The sequence below is a fragment of the Advenella sp. S44 genome, from assembly GCF_002810445.1.
Lineage (GTDB): Bacteria > Pseudomonadota > Gammaproteobacteria > Burkholderiales > Burkholderiaceae_B > Advenella.
Genome location: NZ_NEXS01000003.1, coordinates 1155718 through 1177491, shown reverse-complemented (window position 1 = coordinate 1177491; position 21774 = coordinate 1155718). Strand labels below are relative to the sequence as shown.

Below are 21774 nucleotides of genomic sequence, written 5' to 3'. Positions count from 1 at the left end.
ACAGTGCCTTAAGAGAAAACTCGCAAGGCGCGCGGCGAACCGGCCTGCAGGCCCTGTTGCTCCAGCTCTTCGTATATGCCGCGAATCTGCTCGTCGATGGCGTGCTCGGAGCCTTCCATTACCGGGCGCCCCGAATCATCAATCAGCTGGCCGTCAAGCGACAGTGCCAGATCACGGCCAACGGCCATCATGCGGGCAAACGGAGTCTCGTCGGGCGGGCTGCACGGAACATCAAGCAGCAAATCCACGCGATTGACGCCGGCGTTGGCCGGATCTTCGGCGTGTTCGCCGGCCAGCAGCAGCACAAAGCGTGGCAAACCATCATGGTTCATCCAGGCCAGGCCATTGCGGTATTCGGTAAATCCTTTGGCGCGGGCCACATCGATCACACTGCGTACTGGATGCGGCTGTGTCAGCTGCACTGTCAGGCCCACTTGTGTATCCAGGTTAGCGCATACCTGGTCCAGTTTCTCAGCGCGTCGCAGCAAGGCAGGCACGTCTGGGCTCTCGACGCTGGCATCAAATTCATGGGCAATTTCGTCAGCCTTGGCCCATGCCTGCGACCATTCGATTTCGCCCAGCGCGCCGCCGCGATTGGCCAGCAGTACGGCCATCTGCAGGGAAACGTAATACTCATCGGCGCGCAGGTCAGCGCGATGCAGACCCTCTTCGGTTTCGGCAAAAAAGCGTAACGGCTTGGTGCCGGCGCTAAGCGCAGTGCGGGTGTAACGATGCAGATCGGCGCCACTGACCGGCGTGGCAAAATGCAGTTCGATCACGCCTTCGGTCATTTCATCAACGGCCTCTTCATCATGATGCTCGTCCAATTGCGCTGCGGATATTGTGGTATCTGCAGCCGCAGGCACGGCCGTTTCAGGCGAGACGTCGGGTTCACTGTCAACAAACACCGGATCGCGTCGATCGGCCTGCGCTTTCTGGGTAGGCGCAACCTGCCTGCGATCTTTGAGCAACACATCGTTTTCGTGTTCGTCGCCCATGCTAAATTGCTCGTGCATTTGCTTGCGCACCCGCTGATCCTGCCACCAATTGAACAGCAGCACCAGCAGAATCAGCACGATTCCGATCGCAATTAAAGCCAGTTGCAAATTACTCATTGTGTGATTGACCCTTTTGTTTACGCTTCGCCAACAAGCTGGACGGCGGACTCGATATCCACAGCAACAATTCGGGAAACCCCTTGTTCTTGCATCGTAACACCGATTAATTGTTTCGCCATCTGCATGGCTATTTTATTATGAGAAATAAATAAAAACTGTGTCTGTTCACTCATACTGCCAACCAGGTTGGCATACCTTTCGGTATTGGCGTCATCCAGTGGCGCATCCACCTCGTCCAGCAGACAGAACGGCGCCGGATTGAGCTTGAACAGCGCAAACACCAGCGCTGTGGCGGTCAGCGCCTTCTCGCCGCCGGAAAGCAGATGAATCGTACTGTTGCGTTTACCAGGCGGCTGCGCCATGACCTGTACCCCTGCATCCAGAATCTCTTCGCCAGTCATGGACAGACGCGCCTCGCCACCGCCAAACAGTTTAGGGAACAACTCGCCAAAATGCGTATTGACCTGATTAAAGGTCTCCTGCAGCAGGTCACGCGTTTCCCGGTCGATTCGACGAATGGCGTCTTCCAGTGTCTCGATCGCCTCGGTCAGGTCTGCATGCTGCGCATCCAGAAACCCCTTGCGTTCCCGCGACTCGGTCAGTTCATCCAGCGCGGCCAGGTTGACCGAACCCAGGGCTTCGATCTGCCGGGAAATTTTCTGCACTTCGGCATGCAGCCAAGTCACTTTAGACCAGTCTTCGGGCAAATCGTTCAGATCGGCCTTGAGCGCGGCGCGGTCGACCTCGTGCTGGTCCAGCTGTTCGGAAAACTGCTCGACAGCCAGACGGGCAGCCTGTTCGTCCAGTTGCAACTGCATAATTTGGGCGCGTCGCGGTTCCAGAGACTGTTCGGTACGCATGCGTACTTCATCGGCGCCGCGAAGTGTAGCAGCCAGATTGTCCAGCTCAAGCCGGGCGGCGGCCAGCGCTTCCTCGCGAATCACGCGGGTTTCAAGCGCTTCCTGCAGACCGGCCTGCGTAGCGGACTCATCAAAGTCGAACAGCTCTGTTTCCAGGTTTTCCAGTTCGTTGCAGGCCTGGTTGATTTGATTGCCTGCCAGGTCGCGGTTGCGCGTCAGCTCGGCAATCCGCGAAGTGAGGCCGCGCTGGGTAAAACCCGCTTCCTGTACACTGCGCTCCAGTTCACGAATCTGCTGGCGCGCCGCTTCGGCCGTTTCAGCCAGCGACTCGCCTGCCATTTCGGCTTCTGCGTAGGCTTCCTGCAATGTGGCTAACTCATTGTCCAGCGTCTCGAAACCGGCTTCGGACTCTTCCTTGAGGGCCAATAGCTCTTCCTGCTGCACCCGGATATCAGCCAGGTCCTCGTTGATGCGCGCATTGCGCTCATCGCTTTGCTGGATCTGCGCGTGCAGCCTGGAATGTTCCATTTGCAGGTCGTGTGCACGCCGCGTGAGCTCTGAGAGGCGTTGACGGGCAGGCGTCATCGACTGGGACAAGGAAGTCCAGGCCGCTTCGCTGCGCGCCAGCTGCGTCACGGCCTGATCGGCAATAAGTTGGCGTGCCTTGATTTCACGCTTGAGGTTGTCGATTTCCTGCTGGCGAGCCAGCATGCCGGACTGCTCGGAGTCGGCGGCGTAGAAGCACAGGCCGTGCGCATCGATCATGTGTCCGTCACGCACCACCAGTTGTACACCGACCGGCAATGACTGTCTTTGTCCAAGGGCCTCGGTCAGCGTTGACGCCGTATAGACGCCTTGCAGCCAGCGTCCAAGCAGGCTTTTGAGGTCGGGATCACTGCAGCGCACCAGCGACAGCAACGGCGTATGACCCGGTAACGATGCCGGTAGCGCCTCGGCTGCGGGTTTCTGATAGAAAGCGAGACGCGAGGGTGGCGGATCGTCAGTGAAGGCACGCGCCATATCCAGGTCGCGCAACGGCAGCGCCGTCAGTTTCTCGCGCAATACCGATTCAAGCGCCGCTTCCCAACCCGGCTCAATATGGATTTGCTGCCATAGCCGACCGAAGCTGGCAAGATCATGTTTTTGCAGCCAGGGCTCCAGCGCCCCCTTCTTCTGCACGTCTTCCTGAAGCGCACTCAGGGCGTTGAGCCGGGCTTCCAGCCGGGCCACATCCTGGGTTTCCTGTTGCGAATTGGCCTGCGCGGTGCGCCGAGCCTCGTCCAGCTGCGGCAAACGCTCTTCCATATCCTGCAAAGTGGCCTGCACTTCTTCCAGTTGGGCCTCGGCCGCATTACGATCGCCGCTCAGCTGCTCCAGGCGGCCCGCATCTGGACTCTGGATTTCCCCCAGTTCTCGCTCCAGTCGTTCGCGCCGTTGTTCCAGCTGCTGCAGTTGCCTGTCAGCATCGCGCTGCGTCTGGGCGGTCAGTGCCAGTTTCTGTTCAACGCGTGCCAGCTCGGATCGCATCGTCTCTCGTGCCGCTGCCGCACTGCGCACTTTATCGTCAAGATCAGGCATCAGGGCTTGCTGCGATTCCAGCTCATCCTGCACGATGGCTGCGCGCTCTGCCGCGGCAGCCAATTCTTCTTCCAGTTCAGCGATCTGTTCGGTGCAGTGGGTCAGTTGATCCTGCCACTCCTGCATTTGGGTATTGAGCGTCGCCTTGCGCGCCTGCAACCGATTACGGGCATCAACCACATGACGGATTTCGGTTTCCAGGCGGCTGACTGTGGTGTTTGCCTCATACATGGCTGCCTGGGCCGCATGGACCGCATCGCTGGCCTGATAGTGGGCCTGGCGACGTTTCTCCACTTCGCTCTCGGAAGCGCGCAGCTCGGCCAGCGAGGCCTCAAGCTCGGTCTGCGCCTTTTCGATTTCCAGCGCTTTTTTCTCCTGGTCGGCCCGGGCGTTTTCTTCTCGGATCAGCCACAACACATGCTGTTTCTTTTCGCCGTCATGCTGCAGATCACGATACTTGCGCGCCACTTCGGCCTGCGCCTCCAGTCGCGTCAGCTGCGACTCGAGCTCACGCATAATGTCTTCGACACGCGTGAGGTTTTCGCGGGTGTCGCCAAGACGATTTTCCGTTTCGCGACGCCGCTCCTTGTATCGGGAAACGCCGGCAGCTTCTTCCAGATAGACTCGCAGCTCTTCGGGTTTGGCCTCAATCAGACGGTTAATCATGCCCTGGCCAATGATCGCGTATCCGCGCGAGCCCAGCCCCGTACCCAGGAAAATATCGTGGATATCCTTGCGCCGGACCTGCTGATTGTTGACGTAGTAACTGCTGGTGCCATCGCGGGTCAGCACCCGCCGCACGGCAATCTCTCCGTAAGTGCTCCATTGCCCAACGGCACGACCATCGCTATTGTCAAAGACCAATTCCACCGAGGCGCGAGCGGCCGGCTTACGGTTGCCCGAGCCGTTGAAGATCACGTCCTGCATGGATTCGCCGCGCAGTTCAGAGGCGCGTGTTTCGCCCATCACCCAGCGCACGGCGTCGATGATATTGGATTTTCCGCAGCCATTGGGACCTACCACGCCCACCATCTGGCTGGGCACCGGGATTACCGTAGGATCAACAAAAGACTTGAATCCAGCGAGTTTGAGTTGGGTAAGGCGCACGTATGGAACAATACAAAGTGAAAAAAATATCCTGAGGCGATGCCGATAAACGTCGGGCCCGCCGGTCAGGCTCCAGCCCTGTATGATAACTCAGGCGATGGAATTTGATAGTCAACAACAGTCAGAAGCGTAATATTTGCCCGGTGAAAAACGGCCTGGCGATTGGGTTACGACAACGGTGGCCCAAGACGGGGTCCCGCACTGCTGCAAGCGCAGAACCGTCACGACAAACCTTGAACTGCGCTGCTGGCAGGGGTACGGTGGTGGCTGCCACACAAATATTTCAATTGGCTACATCGAATGCGTACGGGCCGGGCATGGCCTTATCGGCTAGCGACCCTTTTTGCGCGCCCTTTTGCATCTAATTCATCCAAAGGTGTCGCCAATCGGTAACGAAACACCACTGAACCTGATATTATGTTGCGATTGGGCGCCACGGAAAAACCGGCTTCGGTCCGGGCCTTCCCAAAAGCCACCATTTCAACGACAACGTATGGCGCAGGGTCGCCCATGGCGTTGCATTGGCATTGTTTTCTCAGGTGTTATCACCGGATCCGCGCAAGCGATAACAAGTTACAACGGGATATTCAGTTTGAAAAAAGGTTTCTTTCTCGTCATGTTGGCTCAGGCACTTTCGTCACTGGCCGACAACGCGCTTTTTATCGCTGCCATTGCCCTTATCGCTGAGCTTTCCGGACCGGACTGGATGACACCAGCCATGAAATGGTTCTTTGCATTTGCCTACGTCATTCTGGCTGCCTTCGTGGGCGCCATCGCCGACTCTTTCCCCAAGGGCCGGGTCATGTTTGTCACCAATGCCATTAAGATTTCCGGCTGTCTGCTGATGTTCGGCTTTGCCATGCTGGCGCCGTCCGACAAGAGCCTGCACGCCTACATTGTCTGCTTTTCCTATGGACTGGTCGGCATTGGCGCAGCCGCCTACTCTCCGGCCAAATACGGTATTGTGACTGAATTGCTGCCCCCCCGGGACCTGGTCAAGGGCAATAGCTGGATCGAAGGACTGACTGTCCTTTCCATTATTTTCGGGGTTGTGCTGGGCGGAAAGCTGATCGAACCGCCCTTGTCCGACTTCCTGCTTGCGCTGCCATGGATATCGGTACTGGCCAAAACGCCGGCCGAAGCGGCCATTGTCGTCATCGGCGGGATTTACATTCTGGCCGCGGCCTGTAACCTGTTGATTCCAAACACCCATTTTGTCTATCCGAAACAGGAATCCAATCCGGTCAAGCTGCTCAGCGTGTTTTCCAGCTATGTACGCATCCTGTGGAAGGATAAGGTCGGGCAGATTTCACTGGCCGTCACGACCCTGTTCTGGGGGGCGGGCGCCACATTGCAACTAATCGTGCTGCAATGGGGGCGAGATCACCTGCACCTGAGCATTGCACAGTCAGCTAATCTGATGGGCGTGGCCGCAATCGGCACCATTGTCGGTTCGGTGCTGGCCGGCCGGGTTCCCCTGACGCGTGCGCTGCAAGTGCTGCCTATCGGCATCGTCATGGGATTTTCCGTTATGTTGATGACGGTCGTGCAACAAACCTGGGCGGTGTATTTCACCCTGATTCTGGTTGGCGGTCTGTCCGGCTTTTTCGTCGTGCCACTCAATGCGCTGCTGCAGCACCGGGGACATGTGCTTTTGTCGGCAGGTCACTCGATCGCCGTGCAGAACTTCAACGAACAGCTGAATATTCTGTTCATGGTAGCCATGTACTGGTTTATGCTGGAAATGGACCTGCACATCAATACGATCATTATTATCTTTGGCATGATCGTCGCCCTGCTGATGACCCTGGTCATCGTCTGGTGCTACAGCAACCAGCGACGCTATCCGGCAACATTTGCAGAGATCGGTGATGAAGGCCATGGTCGGGCGCAGAGCGGCCATTAAACCCAACGTTGCGCTGCGAGCGGCAAACGCTGGACGTGGCCTGCTAACGCCAAGCCCCGCCCTGCTATAGCTGCAACAATATTTTTCTCAGTCGCTTCAGATCTTCCCACGTCAGGGGCTTGGCCGCCTGATTGGCCAGCAGATGATTTGGATGGAAAGTGACAATAACCGGGACTGCTCTGTCGTTAATGGTGATCGTCAGGTCTTCGTCCTGGCGCAGTTGCCCTACCGGCTTCGAGGTGCCAAGCACAGATTGGGCGGCATTGCCGAACAACAGGACACAAGCGGGTTGCACCAGGGCAAACTGCCGTTGCAGAAAATCTGCGCAGGCCTCAATTTCATGCGACTCGGGCGGACGGCTCACCATCGGTCTGCACTTGACCACATCCGTAATAAACGTGGCGTCACGGGACAGACCGATAGCAGCAAGCATATTATCCAGCAATTGACCAGCCTGCCCACTCAGTGGCTCGCCGTTGATTTCGTCCTGCGCGCCCGGTGCCTGATCAATAATCATCAGGCGCGCCGTCACGGTGCCGGTCCCGGGTATCGGCTGGCGCGCATGCTCGGACAAGCTGCACCGGGTACATTGCCGGATAGTTGCCGCCAAATCCGGCCACTCGCTATCGCTATATTGCGATGGCGGCGGCGCTGGGCGGGCCAAAGACTCTGACAATACCGCCCCGCGCTGGGCTGCCGCAGCGCCTGCGCTCACATTGCTCGCTTGCGCTGCGGTAGCCTGTTCTATTGAATCCGCATGCGCCAAGGGGGCGGCCTGTTCCATGGGGGCAGCGTGTTGCGTTGCGGCGCCCGCTTGCCCCGCAGTCCGTCGGGGGCGCTGCATTTGTTCGCGCAGTTTTGCCAATGCCTGTCGGGCCGGCGAGTTTTGCGGCTGCTCATGCGTGCGCGCGGCCGGCGCTGCTGCCGGTTCGCCCGCCGACGCTGCTGCCGCGCTATCGTGCCGGGCGGCAGCGCTGTGCACAAGTTCGGCCCGGACCGTTTGCGCAGCAGAGGCCGTGCCAGCTGTTGGCACATTGCCGGACGGCGCCGGTGCTGATTGTTCCGCTGCGGCCGGGCCAGAGATGGTGAGGGGGCGCCCCCAAAGGCGATCAATCCCGCTCTCCTGCAACCAGAGCAACTGCAGGGGATTGACGGCGACATTGACCGGATGCGTCACCGGCTGAGTACCGGCAGAAACTGAAGAAGATTCCATAGCCATCAGGATACCACGGCTTTTTGCAAGACCCAGGCGTCTTCACTCTTGCCGCGTCCATCCGGGTAGTAGCCCTTGCGCACGCCTATCTGTTCATAACCCCAGCGGCGATAAAAGGCAATGGCCGGGGTATTGGAAGGTCGCACCTCCAGCACTTGAGTGTCCAGTTTTTGATCAAGCAAGCGCGCCTCTCCCCAGGCAAGCAGACCTGCCCCCACGCCTTGACCCTGCCAATCGGGTCTCACACCAATTAGCAGCAGATGCGACACATCGGGCGCCATTAGTTGCAACGAAAATGCTACTACCTCGCCGTCGTGACACACGACCCACGCTTCGTAACCAGCTTTTAACGCGTCGCGGAAATTCCCCTCGGTCCAGGGATGTGACTGCACCCGGCGTTCAATTTTCACGACCGCCTCGATATCCTCGTGCGTCATGCGCCGTATCAGATGGCGCTGCTGCAGTGATTCAATGGTCTGAGTACGCTCGCGGGCCGCTTGCGAGAGCGTTGTCGGCTCTGCATCCTGCTCATTCCGCGCCGGGTTCAGGGGGACGGCGCGCGGATTACCCCCTTGCCCGCCCTGCCTTTCACTTGTGGTAAATGCGACTTTATCGCGCACATACAACGGCGCTGCCTGATCTGCAGGAATGAAACGGCCGGCGATCCACGCTCGCAAACCAATATTGGCCATGACCGCCGCACGCGACTGTGCATCGGGAACAAGCTTTACCCCGGCCAGTTGCGCCAGCCCCGGGCACGCCCTGACACCGGAGCCTGCCAATACTAGCGCCGGCGCATCGGGCAATAGCGTACCCGAACCCTGCTCAGTCAAGCTACTACCGGCCGCAAGCCGAACGCGCTCAAGCCACAAGGGGATCTGTTCGGCAGCGACCAGACACGGCGCCTGCACCTGCTGCAGGTCACTGTCGCCCGTTTCCCTGAAACATGCCAGAAAAATCTCTTGCATGCGGGCATCCAGCAAGCTGACAATCAATGTCGACGGCGCCACCGGCCTGACCGTTTCAGCCACGGCAAGCAGCGAGGTCACCGGAAATACCGGGATATCCAGCCCCAGCCCCATTCCTTGCGCCATGCCGGCGGCGATGCGCAAGCCCGTAAAGCCACCCGGCCCCTGGCCGAAGACAATACCGCTGATATCGCTCCGGCTTATGCCGGCGGAATTGAGTAAATGCTCAATCATGGGCAGCACTTGTTCTGCGTGGCCCTGGGCCTGGTTGCTGACCTGCTCGGTGGTTTGTGACTGCCCGCCCTCGTAGCACAACAGCGCCACCGACGAACAGGTGGCCGAGCTTTCAAGGGAGATCAGGTTGACATTCATAAACGGCGCTTTTTCGGAAAATGGGTTCGTATTGGCCAGGCGGTCGATGCCCGGCTGCACGGTAACGGGCAGCCCCTGCAAGCCTGGCATCTGATCCCGCAATTATAAACAGGAAGCGGGATGTGTCCGGTCCGATTTGCGCTAAAATGAATAGCGTAGTCTGCTTGCTCGTTCCGATGCTGCCGATTGACCACAACCCGCTAGCACACCAGCGCTTTATTGTTTCTTTTTGAAACAAACTGCATCAATATGTCTGTATTACCCATACAGGCGCGGTGAAATATTTTTAGTGTAACTGATGGTGAAAATTGAGCCATCGGCGACAGCAGAAACTGTAACATGTGCTCAAATAGTCCTGTCACTTCTCTCGGAAGCTCTTAATCATTTAGTATGAATACACCACAAACTGCCTCGTCAACACCCCCACGCAAAATTCTGGTAGTCGATGATGACCCTCGCCTTCGCGACCTGCTGCGCCGATATCTGACTGAACAAGGTTTCAATGTGTTCGTTGCCGAAGACGGGAAGGAAATGACCAAGCTCTGGCAGCGCGAGCATTTCGACCTGCTGGTGCTGGACCTGATGCTGCCCGGGGAAGACGGCCTGTCCATCTGTCGCCGGCTGCGCGGCGCCAACGACAACACCCCCATCATTATGTTGACGGCCAAAGCCGAAGAAATCGACCGTATCCTGGGGCTGGAAATGGGCGCCGACGATTATCTTTCCAAGCCATTCAATCCGCGTGAACTGCTGGCCCGCGTCAACGCCATATTGCGCCGTCGCGGCTCCGAAGAGCATCCGGGCGCACCCAGCCAGGAAAACGAATCCATCGCTTTCGGGCCGTATACACTGAATTTATCGACTCGCACGCTGTCCCGCGGCGAAGACGTTGTAGCCATCACGACCGGGGAATTCTCGGTATTGAAGGTTTTCGCCCGTCATCCTAAAGTGCCGCTTTCGCGCGACAAACTGATGGAGCTGGCCCGTGGTCGCGAATACGAAGCCTTTGACCGCAGCCTTGATGTTCAAATTTCCCGTCTGCGCAAGCTGATAGAGCCGAATCCGGCCAAACCGGTGTTTATCCAGACCGTCTGGGGACTGGGTTACGTCTTCGTTCCTGACGGCGGTAACTAAAAAGACGGCGCCACCATGGCTGCTGCTCCGGTACAATTTCCTCAACTGCAGAATTTCGCATCAAAGATCCGGCTGAGCTTGTTCAGCCGGTCTTTTTTCTTACTGGCGGCACTTCTGGCCGTCAGTCTGACGTGCTGGCTGATTGTTTTTTTCAATATGCAGGAAGAGCCACGAGCCACGCAAATGGCCGAACGCGGCATCACGGCCCTGAAGATCACCCGCAAATCGCTGGCCTACGTGCCACCCAATGATCGCAATGCGCTGGTCATTGACCTGGCCACAACCGGAGACATCCAGGTTTTCCCCCGGCAACTTGATGATGTCCTGCAGCCCCTGCCCGACACGACCTTCTGGCGCATCTTCGCCGACAAGATCCAGCGCTCCGACACTCAGACCGAAACCAAGATCGCTTCCAGCATGAACGGAGAACCGGGCATCTGGATCAGTTTCAATGTGGGCGACGAACTTTACTGGCTACTGCTTAAATCATCCACGGAAAACCTGCCGCAAATGCGCGAGTGGATCGGCTGGGGCGTAATTGCCCTGTTGCTGGCGTTGATCGGCGCTGCCATCAGCGTACGTTTTGTCAATACGCCGCTGTCTCGGTTGGCCAAGGCAGCCCAGCAAGTCGCGCGCGGTGAAAACCCCGCCCCACTGCCGGATGACCAGGGGCCGCTTGAGATACGTGAACTCAATAATGCGTTCAATCGCATGGCGCGCGACATCCGTCAGACTGAAGCCGATCGCGAACTGATGCTCGCCGGCATTTCCCATGACCTGCGCACCCCACTGGCGCGCATGCGTCTGGAGATTGAACTGAGCAACGTGAGCGACGAAACCCGCACCGCGATCGACGAAGACCTGGGACAGATTGATCACAGTATCGGGCAGTTGATGGAATATGCCCGGCCTGCGGCTGTACTGCCCGAAAGAGCAATCGATGTTTCCGTAATTTTGCGGGACATCACCGATCGGGAAAAGGCGCATACAGAATCGCTGGGCGGCACGCTACACACTAGAATTCAGCCGAATCTGTACGCGCGCATCGGAGAACTGAACTTGAAGCGGATTGTCAGCAATCTGATTGAAAACAGCCGACGCTACGGTCGTTCTGTCGCTGACGGCCAGCCCCATATCCTGGTGCTGGCACGGGAAAGAGGCGGCGTGATTGAAATCGATATTTGCGACAACGGACCGGGTATCAACGCCAAGGACACCGAAAGGCTACTGCGGCCCTTTTCACGGGGCGAAGCCGCGCGCACCGGCGTATCTGGCGCCGGCCTGGGTCTTTCTATCGTCGAGCGACTGCTACAGCACGTCGGAGGCACCTTAAAACTGCTACCAAACCAACCCACCGGCCTGGTCGGGCACATAGAAATTCCCAAGGCGCGAGATAGAAATTATCAATTAGACACCCAGTTTTGATAGTGTAAAATATGATTAAGATTGATATTGGAGAAGATCGAATCTCCTTGCGGAAATTCGGATCGTTCTCTTGCCACGCCATTTGGCGAGGCCAATAAGCAGGCTCGGCAATACCGGGCGGTTGTTCAACTTCTTATGAGGTAAAGTTATGAAAACAGTTGGTGAAAAGCTTGAATCGTTTAAAGTCGTCGGTGTCAAACCGGGTTTTAACAATCACGAAGAAAACGGCGTATCTGCGTTCGAAGACGTAACAGAATCCTCTTTCCCGGGTAAATGGAAAGTTATTTACTTCTATCCAAAAGATTTCACCTTCGTATGCCCGACTGAGATCGTTGGCTTTAACAACCTGGCCAAAGACTTCGAAGATCGTGATGCCGTGCTGCTGGGCGGTTCCGTTGACAATGAGTTTTGCAAACTGGCATGGCGCCGCGAGCACCCAGACCTGAACAAACTGGCTCACTACTCGTTTGCCGACTCCACCGGCTCGCTGATCGATCAGCTGGGCGTGCGCGAGCGCAACGAAGGCGTGGCCCTGCGCGCAACTTTCATTGTTGATCCCGACAACGTTATTCAGCACGTCTCGGTGAACAACTTGAACGTGGGTCGCAGTCCTGAGGAAATCCTGCGTATTCTGGACGGCTTGCAGACAGATGAACTGTGCCCGTGCAATCGCGCTGCGGGTGGCGATACACTGTAATTTGCATCAAACCCGGTTCGCCGGGTTTTTCCTCCACCTTTCAATAGGAAAAAACTATGCAATTTCTAACCACGATAAAAAATGAAATTCCGGACTGGGCCAAGGATATCCGGTTGAACTTGGATGGCACTATTGCCCGCTCTTCGCTCAAGCCGGCCGATGCAGTCGGGGTGGCCCTGGCCTGCGCATATGCGGCCAAAAATGCGTTTCTGATCGAACAGTTCAAGGCTGGCTTGTCTGAAGAAGATGCCAATGGCGTACTGACCGCTGCGGCCCTGATGGGAATGAATAACATCTGGTATCCCTATGTGGAAATGACAGACGACAGCCAGCTAAAGAGCCTGCCACCCATGCTACGCATGAATGCCTACTCCTCTCATGGGGGCATCGAGCAGGAACGTTTTGAGCTGTTTGCCCTGGCCGCTTCAATTGTCGGCAAATGCCACTTCTGCGTGAAATCGCATTTCGACAATCTGAAAAAAGCCGGCTTTACGATCGAGCAACTGCGTGATGCAGGGCGCATTGCCTCTGTTGTGAATGCTGCTGCACTCGCCCTGACAGCCACAGGAAAATAACAATCGCCGTGTTCTGAACACTGCCACGCCGTGACCCATTGTCGCGGCTTTTTTTGCTTGCTCAGCGCCGCCGGGCGGCGCCGGCCAGATGGGAAAAATGGCGCTGGCGGCACAAGGGACAGCCTTTTTTCTGCTGGCGGCTGTACGAATCGGCTTTTTTACGTACGCAAAACGTCACGTCACAGGCTGGCCAGCAAAGCGACCGCAGTCGCCGCGATTCCTTCCTTGCGCCCAAGGTAGCCCAGGTGCTCATTGGTTTTTCCCTTGACGTTCACGCAACCGGGATCCAGTTGCAGATCGGCCGCAATGTTGCGCACCATGTCCGGCGCATACGGCATGATCTTGGGCGCCTGAGCATGAACGGTGGCATCCACGTTGACCACCTGCCACCCCGCTTGCCTTACACGGCGATACGCTTCACGCAGCAAGACCCGGCTGTCACTATCCTTGAATGCAGGGTCGGTATCGGGAAACAAGCGACCGATATCGCCCAGCGCCGCCGCGCCCAGTATTGCGTCCGTAATGGCATGCAACAGCGCATCGGCATCGGAATGCCCAAGCAGTCCGTGACTATGGGCAATGGTGACACCGCCCAATATCAGCGGCCGTCCCTCTTGCAACGCATGGACATCAAATCCCTGTCCGACCCGCAAGCCAATTGTCATCACGCACTCCCTTCATAATTCGTTAACATCTTACTTACAAATATGGTCTGTGCCAGGCATTCGCCAGACCGTAGAATCCTGGGCCGCTTTCGGTTCCATCGGGTTTCCGTCGCAGTGCCCTCGCTGCGCTATCCTGGTTCCCCGCAATTGCTCCACAGCTTCGGTGCGATTCCATCACAATTCTTTCTCGATACTCATCGCGGGTTCCAATACGATTTCCTGCGATCACAATTGCCATTTTTCCATCATGGCGAAATCGGCAGGCCAGGTGACTTTCATATTTTCTGCCGTACCGCGCACCAATAACGGCCTGATGCCCGCTGCCTCCATGGCCGAGGCTTCGTCCGTAATATCCAGCCCGGTCTCAATCCCGTCGTTGAGTGCTTGCAGCAGTGCGCCTGCCGGAAAAAATTGCGGTGTCTGCGCCAGCCACAGGCCCTCACGCGGTATCGTCTGCGCAACGCAAACCTGCTGTTGCTCATTGACCGTGGCGCGCTTGACGGTATCAGGCACTGGCAATGCCAGCAGCCCCCCCTGCTGCTGGCTCAGGCAGGCGTCAATCAATGCGGTAAGCGATTCAGACTGCAAGCCCGGCCTTGCCGCGTCGTGCACCAGCGCCCAGCCATCACGACCGTAATAATCCAGCACAGCCCGCAGCGTTGCGGCCACCGTATGAGCTCGCGTAGCACCTGCGGTGCGGTGCACGTGAACATGATCGTCCAGCTCAAGCGTATCGATCCAGTTGTCTTCGACCGTCACTCCGATATGGACCGAGGCCACTCTGTTATCTTTGCGCAGGGCATCAACGGCACGCTGCAGCATGGTCACGCCGCCGATTTTGCAATACTGCTTTGGAATTTGCCGGCCCGCTGCCAGCGCCCGGCTGCCTACGCCGCCGGCGGGAATAATCGCAAAAATAGTGTCAGACATATAGGTAGCCGCCATTGAACGGCCATCGCATCATTCAAGAGATCAGATAATATCACGCTCGCCGCCAGACAAACCAAATCGCAGACACCGGCATTGCAGCTGCGGCAGCGCGACGCGGTAGCTGCACGCAGCGGCGACAGGAAAAAAAGCCATCGGTCCCTATCGCGGGCCCCTTGCAACACCCGACGGCCTTTGCGTGCGTGCACGGCCTGCCCCGATCCGTTGCCCGCACGGGCGGCGGGGGCCAGGTATCTGATAAAATGAACAGATTCGATTCCCTGTCTCTGTCCCTGTGTCAAACACCGTCCTCACCCCGCTTCTGAACGCGCTCAAACCTGGTCAACGCTACAGTTACCCGCGTCCCCCGGGCTCGGCAGACGCGTGGCTGTGCGCCGAACTTGCCAAGCAAGCCGGCAAGCCACTCATACTGCTGTGCGCCGACCCGCTGCAAGCGCAGCGGCTGCACGATGAAGTGGTATTGTTTGATCCGAATCTGCGGGTGCGCCAGTTTCCAGACTGGGAAACCCTGCCTTACGATGGCTTTTCGCCGCACGAGGATCTGATTTCCGAAAGGCTCAAGACGCTGTCTGCACTCATGCAGGGCAATGTCGACATACTGACGGTGCCGGTCACAACCGCCCTGTATCGCTTAGCGCCCACCGCATTTCTGGCCGCTTACTCGTTTTCATTCAAAAAGGGTGACAAACTTGATGAAAACGCACTTCGCGAACAGCTGACGCTGGCCAATTATGCCCACGTCTCACAAGTGGCCGCACCCGGCGAGTTCTGTATCCGCGGCGGGCTGATTGATCTGTTTCCGATGGGCTCGGTACTGCCCTATCGCATTGATCTGTTTGACGATGAGATAGAATCCATCCGCAGTTTTGACATGGACACCCAGCGCAGCCTGTATCCGGTCAACGACGTCGAACTGCTGCCTGGCCGCGAATTTCCCATGGACGAAGACGCCCGTGCGCATTTTCGCTCGCGCTTTCGCGACCTGTTCGAAGGCGATCCATCGCGGGCGACGCCTTACAAAGACATAGGCAACGGCATTGCGTTTGCCGGGGTCGAGTACTATTTACCGCTGTTCTTTGACGAAACGGCCACGCTGTTCGATTATATGCGCCCTGAAACCATCATGGTTACCGTCGGCAATATCGAAGAGGCAATCAAACAGTTTTATGACGATACGAACAGCCGCTACCGGTTTCTTAAAAGCGATCGCGAGCGCCCCGTGCTGCCACCCGACCACCTGTTTCTTTCAGAAGAACAACTGTTTGTCCATCTGAAAGCCTTTGCCCGGCTGCACCTGAACGAGCAAACGGCCAATGATCATTTCGCACCGGCGCCCGATATCGCCGTGCTCAGGCGCAGCGATGATCCCTTTGCGCGACTGCGCAACTGGCTGCAGCGGGGCGAGCAACGCCTGCTACTGTGCGCAGACTCGGCCGGACGGCGCGAAACCTTGTTGCAATTGCTGCGCGAACAGCAACTGGAGCCAAGCGCCGCTTTCGACAATGTGCAGGACTTTGTCGCGTCTGATATTGATTTTGGCATTGCCATTGCACCGCTGAACACCGGTTTTATTATTCGTGACCGGCAGCTTTGCCTGGTCACCGAAAACGACCTGTACCCCGGCTCGGCGTCTGTGGCCCAGCGAAGACGTAGAAAACAGGAACGCAGCAGCAACGTGGACGCCATGGTGCGCGACCTGTCCGAGCTGCGCGAAGGCGATCCGGTCGTCCATATGCAATACGGGATCGGACGCTATCATGGTCTGGTCACCATGGACCTGGGCGAAGGCAATATCGAACTATTGCATTTGCAATACTCGGGCAACAGCACACTGTATGTGCCGGTATCGCAATTGCACGTCATTTCCCGCTATAGCGGCGCCGATCCTGAGCAGGCGCCGCTGCATCAACTGGGTTCAGGCCAGTGGGACCGTGCCCGCAAGAAAGCCGCCAAGCAAATTCGTGATGCCGCCGCCGAGCTGCTCGCCCTGTATGCATTGCGCGCTGCGCGCGAAGGGTTTTCCTTCAAGCTGCCTTTTAGCGACTATCAGACCTTTGTCGAAGGCTTTGGCTTTGAAGAAACGGCTGACCAGCAGGCAGCCATTGATGCCGTGATTAGCGATATGACCTCGGGCAAGCCGATGGACCGTCTGGTTTGCGGCGATGTGGGCTTTGGCAAGACCGAAGTCGCCTTGCGCGCCGCGTTTCTGTGCGTCGCCAATGGCAAGCAGGTGGCGCTGCTGTGCCCCACCACCTTGCTGGCTGAACAGCATGCCCAGACTTTCTCTGATCGCTTCGCCGACTGGCCGGTGCGCGTCGCCGAATTATCCCGCTTTCGCAGCACCAAGCAAGTCAAGGCTGCGCTGGAGGGGCTGGAAGACGGCACCGTCGATATCGTTATCGGCACGCATAAACTGCTGGGCAAAGACGTCAAGTTCAAGCGCCTGGGACTGGTTCTTATCGACGAAGAGCATCGGTTCGGCGTGCGCCAGAAAGAGGCACTCAAGGCGCTGCGCGCCGAGGTAGACATTCTGACCCTGACCGCGACCCCCATCCCACGCACGCTGGGCATGTCCCTGGAAGGCATCCGTGATTTTTCCGTCATCGCCACGGCGCCGCAAAAGCGCCTGGCCATCAAAACCTTCGTGCGACGTGAAGACAACGGCACGATCCGTGAAGCCGCCCTGCGCGAACTGAAGCGGGGCGGGCAGGTTTACTTCCTGCACAATGAAGTGGAAACCATTCAGAACCGCCGCGCTCGCCTGGAAGAACTGCTTCCTGAGGCGCGTATTGCCGTGGCGCATGGCCAGATGCCCGAGCGCGAGCTAGAAGAAATCATGAAGGGTTTTTACCAGCAACGCTTCAATATTCTGCTATGCACCACCATTATTGAAACCGGCATCGACGTGCCCAGCGCCAACACCATTATTATTCATCGCGCCGATCGCCTTGGCCTGGCGCAATTGCACCAGTTGCGCGGTCGAGTCGGCCGCTCTCACCACCAGGCTTATGCCTATTTGCTGACACCGGGCGAAGACGCTATCACCAGCAATGCGAAAAAGCGGCTGGAAGCCATCCAGTCCCTGGAAGAACTGGGTTCGGGCTTCTTTTTGTCCATGCACGATCTTGAAATACGCGGCACAGGCGAAGTATTGGGTGAATCGCAGTCAGGTAATATCAACGAAATCGGCTTTACCATGTACAGCGATCTGCTCAATGAGGCCGTGCGTGCACTCAAGGCCGGCGAAGAGCCCGACCTGGAAACTCCATTCAATTCAGTATGCGAAGTCAAGTTGCACACCTCTGCCCTGCTGCCGGCCGATTACTGCACCGACATCCACGCCCGCCTGTCGCTATACAAACAGCTGGCGCACGCGAAAAGCGAAGACGATCTGCTGGCCATCCAGGAAGAGCTCACCGACAGGTTCGGCAAAATGCCCGAGCCTGCGCGCATGCTGATTGCGACCCACCGGTTGCGCATTCTGGCCGAAGCACTCGGTATCATCAAAGTAGACATCAGTGACGAGCAGGCGCTGCTGGCCTTTGGCCCCAAGACCAACGCCGATCCGCTCAAGATGATTGAACTGGTGCAAAAACAAAAGCACATCCGTTTTTCCGGCGCTGACAAATTACGCATTGAACTGAACAATATGCCCGACATCAATCGCCGCATCGATACCATTCGCCTTCTGCTCAAGACACTGGCAGCCTGATTACTTTTTACCCGGATTTTCCTGAACATGCATCTCGTACTCCAAGCTACCGGCATCCGCCATGACCTGATCGAACAGGCCGCCGCCCTGGCCAGCGCCAACCGTATTACCCCGCTGAATGCCTGTGCCATGCGGCTGGAAGATATTGATGAAACCACGGTGGAGCAGTTGCAGGACTGGGCCAGGAGCCGCCATGTTGACATCGCCGCACTGCAGCTCATTCGCCCGCTGGCACAGATGAAAGTGCTGGCCATGGACATGGACTCGACGCTCATCAATATTGAGTGCATCGACGAAATCGCCGGCATGGTCGGCAAGAAGGCAGAAGTGTCTGCCATTACCGAAGCGGCAATGCGCGGCGAGATCAAGGACTTCAGTGAAAGCCTGTGCCGGCGCGTCGCCCTGCTCAAGGGCGTTCCCGAAACCGACCTGCAGCGCGTTTACGATGAGCGGCTGCAGCTCAATACCGGCGCTGAAAAGCTGATTCGCGCCATGAAAGGCGCCGGCGTCCATGTCATGGTGGTCTCCGGCGGCTTTACTTTCTTCACGGAAAAACTGCGTACCCGCCTGGGACTGGACAGTGTCCATGCCAATGTCCTAGAAGTGAACAATGGCAAGCTGACCGGCCAGGTGATTGGAGACATTGTCGATGGCCAGCGCAAGGCGGCGCATCTGCAAACGCTCGCGGCCTCGCTGGGCGCCACGACCGAGCAGTGCATCGCCATTGGCGACGGTTCAAATGACCAGGAGATGTTGTCGAACGCGGCTTATTCGGTGGCTTATCGCGCCAAACCCGTATTGCAAAAAGCGGCCGCATTTCGGATCAATTATTCAGGCCTGGACGCCGTGCTTAACTGGTTTGAAGACTAAGCAGTCACCGAACTCGCACTGCAACGCCTTCGGTTTCGGTTCGCCGCCACAACTACCGAAGGCAAACGCTTGCATTGGGCAGCCGGTAACGAAGGTCCCACCGCACAACAGGGCGTCAAGATACCGGGCCACTGAGCGGCCCTCACCCGGGCGTCAGGCGCCTGCCCTTCCTGCGGGGCCCAGGTGTCTACCCACAGCAATGGAGCAAAACCTATGAAAGTCAAACGCATCGTCGCCAACATCCAGAGCCCCGACATCTCGGTCGCCAGAGCTTTCTATCAAGACGTATTGGGCATGGACTTGCTGATGGACCACGGCTGGCTTGCCACCTACGGCTCAAACGAGACAATGCAGACGCAACTGAGTATAGCCACACAGGGCGGATCGGACACACCGGTGCCTGACCTGTCCGTTGAAGTCGATGACCTGGATGAGGCGCTGCAGCGCTGTCAGACAGCGGCGATTGCCATTGAATACGGGCCGGTGGTCGAACCGTGGGGAGTACGTCGCTTTTACGTACGCGACCCCTTTGATCGCCTTATCAATATTCTGGTACATATCGAAAATGCGCCGGAACGTATAAAATAGACCAGCGTGTGTCACATCGATAAGATAGACCGGCGCGAATCACATCGCCGTCTGTCAAATCGGCAAAAGTCCATTGTCCCGGGGGCCTATCATGGAGTTGAACCAGGCTGTTGTCGATCATCTGAAGCGCTTCCCGCCGTTTCAGAATATGCTAGACCGAGTGCTGGAAGCGCTGGCCAGCCGCTTGACCATCAATTACTTTGCCGCCGGCGAAATCATTATTCCGGCCAATGCGCCGCCGCCTGATACCTTTTATATCGTCAAGCAAGGCATTGTCCAGACAGAACAGCTGGCCAGTTCAGCGCGCCAGTATCGCGACACGTTCGAATTGCATGAAGGCGAATGCTTTCCGCTAGGGGCCATTCTGGCAAATCGCTCGCCGGGCAGCCAGTTTGTCGCAGCCACCGATACCTTCGTCTATGAGCTCAGCCTGGCGGGCTTTCAGCAACTGCGCGCCGAATCACCCGTTTTCCGGGACTACTGCGAGCAACGTACCGCGCTGCTGCTTGAGTACTCCAAGCAGATTATCCAGGCCCAATACAGCCGCGGCAATGCAGAACAACCGGCGCTGACCATACCGGTGCAGCAGCTCATTCGAAGGCCGCCCGTCACCTGCCCGTCCTCACAGCCACTGCGTGATGTGCTGCAACATATGAAGGAACAGCAGGTCGGCTCTATCATAGCCGTCGATGACAGCGAGCGGGCTATCGGTATTTTTACCCTGCCGGACCTGCTCACTCGCGTCACACTGCCTCAGGCAGATCTGGACGCACCGTTTGCCACCTATATGACGCCGAATCCGGTCTCACTGCCGCCGACCGCGCCGGCTTCCGAAGCGGCATTGATCATGGCCAGGCACGGCTTTCGCCATATCGTGGTCACCGACCCCGATACCGGACGGCTGCACGGCCTGGTGTCCGAAAAAGATCTGTTCTCGCTGCAGCGAATCAGTCTGCGGCAAATTAATTTGCGCCTGCAGGCTGCACAGTCTGTCGAGCAAGTCGCCGCTTGCTGCGGCGACATCCGCAAGCTCGGCGACAATATGATGGCGCAGGGCATCGCCGTGGAGCAGATAACACAGATCATTTCCGCCCTGAACGATCTGACGTTGTGCCAGATCGGGCGTCTGATGCGGGAGCGGCACCCGCAGGTACAAACGCTAGATTATTGCTGGCTGGCGCTGGGCTCCGAAGGCCGCATGGAGCAAACACTTTATACCGACCAGGACAACGGCATTATTTTCAGCGCCACAGACCCCCGGCAAGCGCAGGCGACGCGGCAAATCCTGCTGTCATTTGCATACGACGTGAACCAGGCGCTGGACACCTGTGGCTTTCCATTGTGCCAGGGCAATATCATGGCCTCCAATCCCGAATGGTGCCTTAGCACCGAAGAATGGCGTGCCCGCTTCAGCGCCTGGATCAACAGCCCCGATCCTGTCGCGATCATGCATTCGAGCATTTTTTTTGACTTTCGCGCGCTTGACGGCAATGAACAACTGGCAGTGTCGCTGCGTCAGTGGCTGAACCAGACGCTCGCTCAACATCCTCTGTTCCTGCGTTTTCTGACACAAAATGCGGTATCACGCAGGCCACCACTAGGGCTCTTTCGTGACTTCGTGACCGGCCAGGACAATATGCTAGACCTGAAAACCCAGGCGGCGGTGCTCTTTGTCGACGCCGCCAGAATACTGGCTTTGCAAACGGGCAGCAGCCACACCAATACGGTGCTGCGCCTTAAAGAAGCAGGACCGCAAGCAGGACTGCGCCAGGCGCAAGCAGACGCTTATGCAGAAGCGTTCCTATACATACAGTTATTGCGAATGCAATTACATCATCAGGCCGCAGAGAAAAACCAGCCCTATACTAACCAGATCGATCCCGGCACGTTAAACGCCCTTGATAATCGCATCCTGCGCGAAGCATTCCGGCTTGCCAAGTCTTTGCAGAGCATGTTGTCGGTGAGATATGCGTTGTAGTTTTCAGCGTGACGCTCAAAGGCCGGCTCGCCCGACCACAACAAGCAACCAGCATGAGTT

At 57.5% G+C, this 21774-nt stretch carries 15 protein-coding genes; 9 read left to right on the top strand and 6 right to left on the bottom strand.

Annotated elements, in window-relative coordinates; translation table 11 throughout:
• Window positions 1–8: 8 nt before the first annotated feature.
• Window positions 9–1115: a cell division protein ZipA C-terminal FtsZ-binding domain-containing protein gene (locus CAP48_RS09480; protein WP_100695868.1), complete on the bottom strand. Its 1107-nt coding sequence runs from the start codon at window positions 1113–1115 to the stop codon at window positions 9–11.
• 20 nt (window positions 1116–1135) lie between these two features.
• Window positions 1136–4663 carry a chromosome segregation protein SMC gene (gene smc, locus CAP48_RS09475; protein WP_100695866.1) on the bottom strand — a complete coding sequence of 1176 codons (3528 nt, stop codon included), beginning with the start codon at window positions 4661–4663 and terminating at the stop codon, window positions 1136–1138.
• 592 nt (window positions 4664–5255) lie between these two features.
• On the opposite strand from smc, the gene lplT reads away from it, so the two are divergent.
• Window positions 5256–6569, top strand: a complete 1314-nt coding sequence (gene lplT / locus CAP48_RS09470) for a lysophospholipid transporter LplT (RefSeq protein WP_100696754.1) — start codon at window positions 5256–5258, stop codon at window positions 6567–6569.
• Between the two features lie 64 nt (window positions 6570–6633).
• On the opposite strand, the gene CAP48_RS09465 is transcribed toward lplT, so the two are convergent.
• Together CAP48_RS09465 and tsaB are read right to left on the bottom strand one after the other, a co-directional pair.
• Window positions 6634–7782 (bottom strand): uracil-DNA glycosylase, encoded by a 1149-nt coding sequence (locus CAP48_RS09465; protein ID WP_161495227.1) that lies wholly within the window; start codon window positions 7780–7782, stop codon window positions 6634–6636.
• Window positions 7783–7787: 5 nt separating this feature from the next.
• On the bottom strand, window positions 7788–9212 hold the full coding sequence (gene tsaB, locus CAP48_RS09460; protein WP_100695862.1) for a tRNA (adenosine(37)-N6)-threonylcarbamoyltransferase complex dimerization subunit type 1 TsaB: 1425 nt from the start codon (window positions 9210–9212) through the stop codon (window positions 7788–7790).
• Window positions 9213–9512: 300 nt separating this feature from the next.
• Between tsaB and ompR the strand changes: the two genes are divergently transcribed.
• The 4 genes from ompR (at window position 9513) to CAP48_RS09440 (ending at window position 12953) form a co-directional block, all read left to right on the top strand.
• Window positions 9513–10256: a two-component system response regulator OmpR gene (gene ompR, locus CAP48_RS09455; RefSeq protein WP_100695860.1), complete on the top strand. Its 744-nt coding sequence runs from the start codon at window positions 9513–9515 to the stop codon at window positions 10254–10256.
• 15 nt (window positions 10257–10271) lie between these two features.
• Window positions 10272–11681 (top strand): sensor histidine kinase, encoded by a 1410-nt coding sequence (locus tag CAP48_RS09450; protein WP_100695858.1) that lies wholly within the window; start codon window positions 10272–10274, stop codon window positions 11679–11681.
• 148 nt (window positions 11682–11829) lie between these two features.
• Complete coding sequence (locus CAP48_RS09445) at window positions 11830–12378, top strand: peroxiredoxin (RefSeq protein ID WP_100695856.1); 549 nt, start codon at window positions 11830–11832, stop codon at window positions 12376–12378.
• Window positions 12379–12434: 56 nt separating this feature from the next.
• The gene (locus CAP48_RS09440) at window positions 12435–12953 is read left to right on the top strand and encodes a carboxymuconolactone decarboxylase family protein (protein WP_100695855.1); all 519 of its coding nucleotides are present in this window, start codon (window positions 12435–12437) and stop codon (window positions 12951–12953) included.
• A 179-nt stretch (window positions 12954–13132) separates the two neighbouring features.
• Here CAP48_RS09440 and ispF read toward each other — a convergent pair whose 3' ends face one another.
• Both ispF and ispD read right to left on the bottom strand, forming a co-directional pair.
• Window positions 13133–13618 carry a 2-C-methyl-D-erythritol 2,4-cyclodiphosphate synthase gene (gene ispF, locus CAP48_RS09435; RefSeq protein WP_100695853.1) on the bottom strand — a complete coding sequence of 162 codons (486 nt, stop codon included), beginning with the start codon at window positions 13616–13618 and terminating at the stop codon, window positions 13133–13135.
• Window positions 13619–13843: 225 nt separating this feature from the next.
• The gene (ispD, locus tag CAP48_RS09430) at window positions 13844–14548 is read right to left on the bottom strand and encodes a 2-C-methyl-D-erythritol 4-phosphate cytidylyltransferase (RefSeq protein ID WP_100695851.1); all 705 of its coding nucleotides are present in this window, start codon (window positions 14546–14548) and stop codon (window positions 13844–13846) included.
• Between the two features lie 292 nt (window positions 14549–14840).
• Between ispD and mfd the strand changes: the two genes are divergently transcribed.
• The 4 genes from mfd (at window position 14841) to CAP48_RS09410 (ending at window position 21714) form a co-directional block, all read left to right on the top strand.
• A complete protein-coding gene (mfd, locus tag CAP48_RS09425; RefSeq protein WP_242444375.1) occupies window positions 14841–18278 on the top strand; it encodes a transcription-repair coupling factor in 3438 nt (1145 codons plus the stop codon).
• 27 nt (window positions 18279–18305) lie between these two features.
• Entirely contained in the window at window positions 18306–19148 is an 843-nt protein-coding gene (gene serB / locus CAP48_RS09420; protein ID WP_100695847.1) for a phosphoserine phosphatase SerB, read from the top strand.
• A 213-nt stretch (window positions 19149–19361) separates the two neighbouring features.
• A complete protein-coding gene (locus CAP48_RS09415) occupies window positions 19362–19736 on the top strand; it encodes a VOC family protein (protein WP_100695845.1) in 375 nt (124 codons plus the stop codon).
• A gap of 91 nt (window positions 19737–19827) precedes the next feature.
• Window positions 19828–21714 carry a DUF294 nucleotidyltransferase-like domain-containing protein gene (locus tag CAP48_RS09410; RefSeq protein WP_100695843.1) on the top strand — a complete coding sequence of 629 codons (1887 nt, stop codon included), beginning with the start codon at window positions 19828–19830 and terminating at the stop codon, window positions 21712–21714.
• Window positions 21715–21774: the final 60 nt, after the last annotated feature.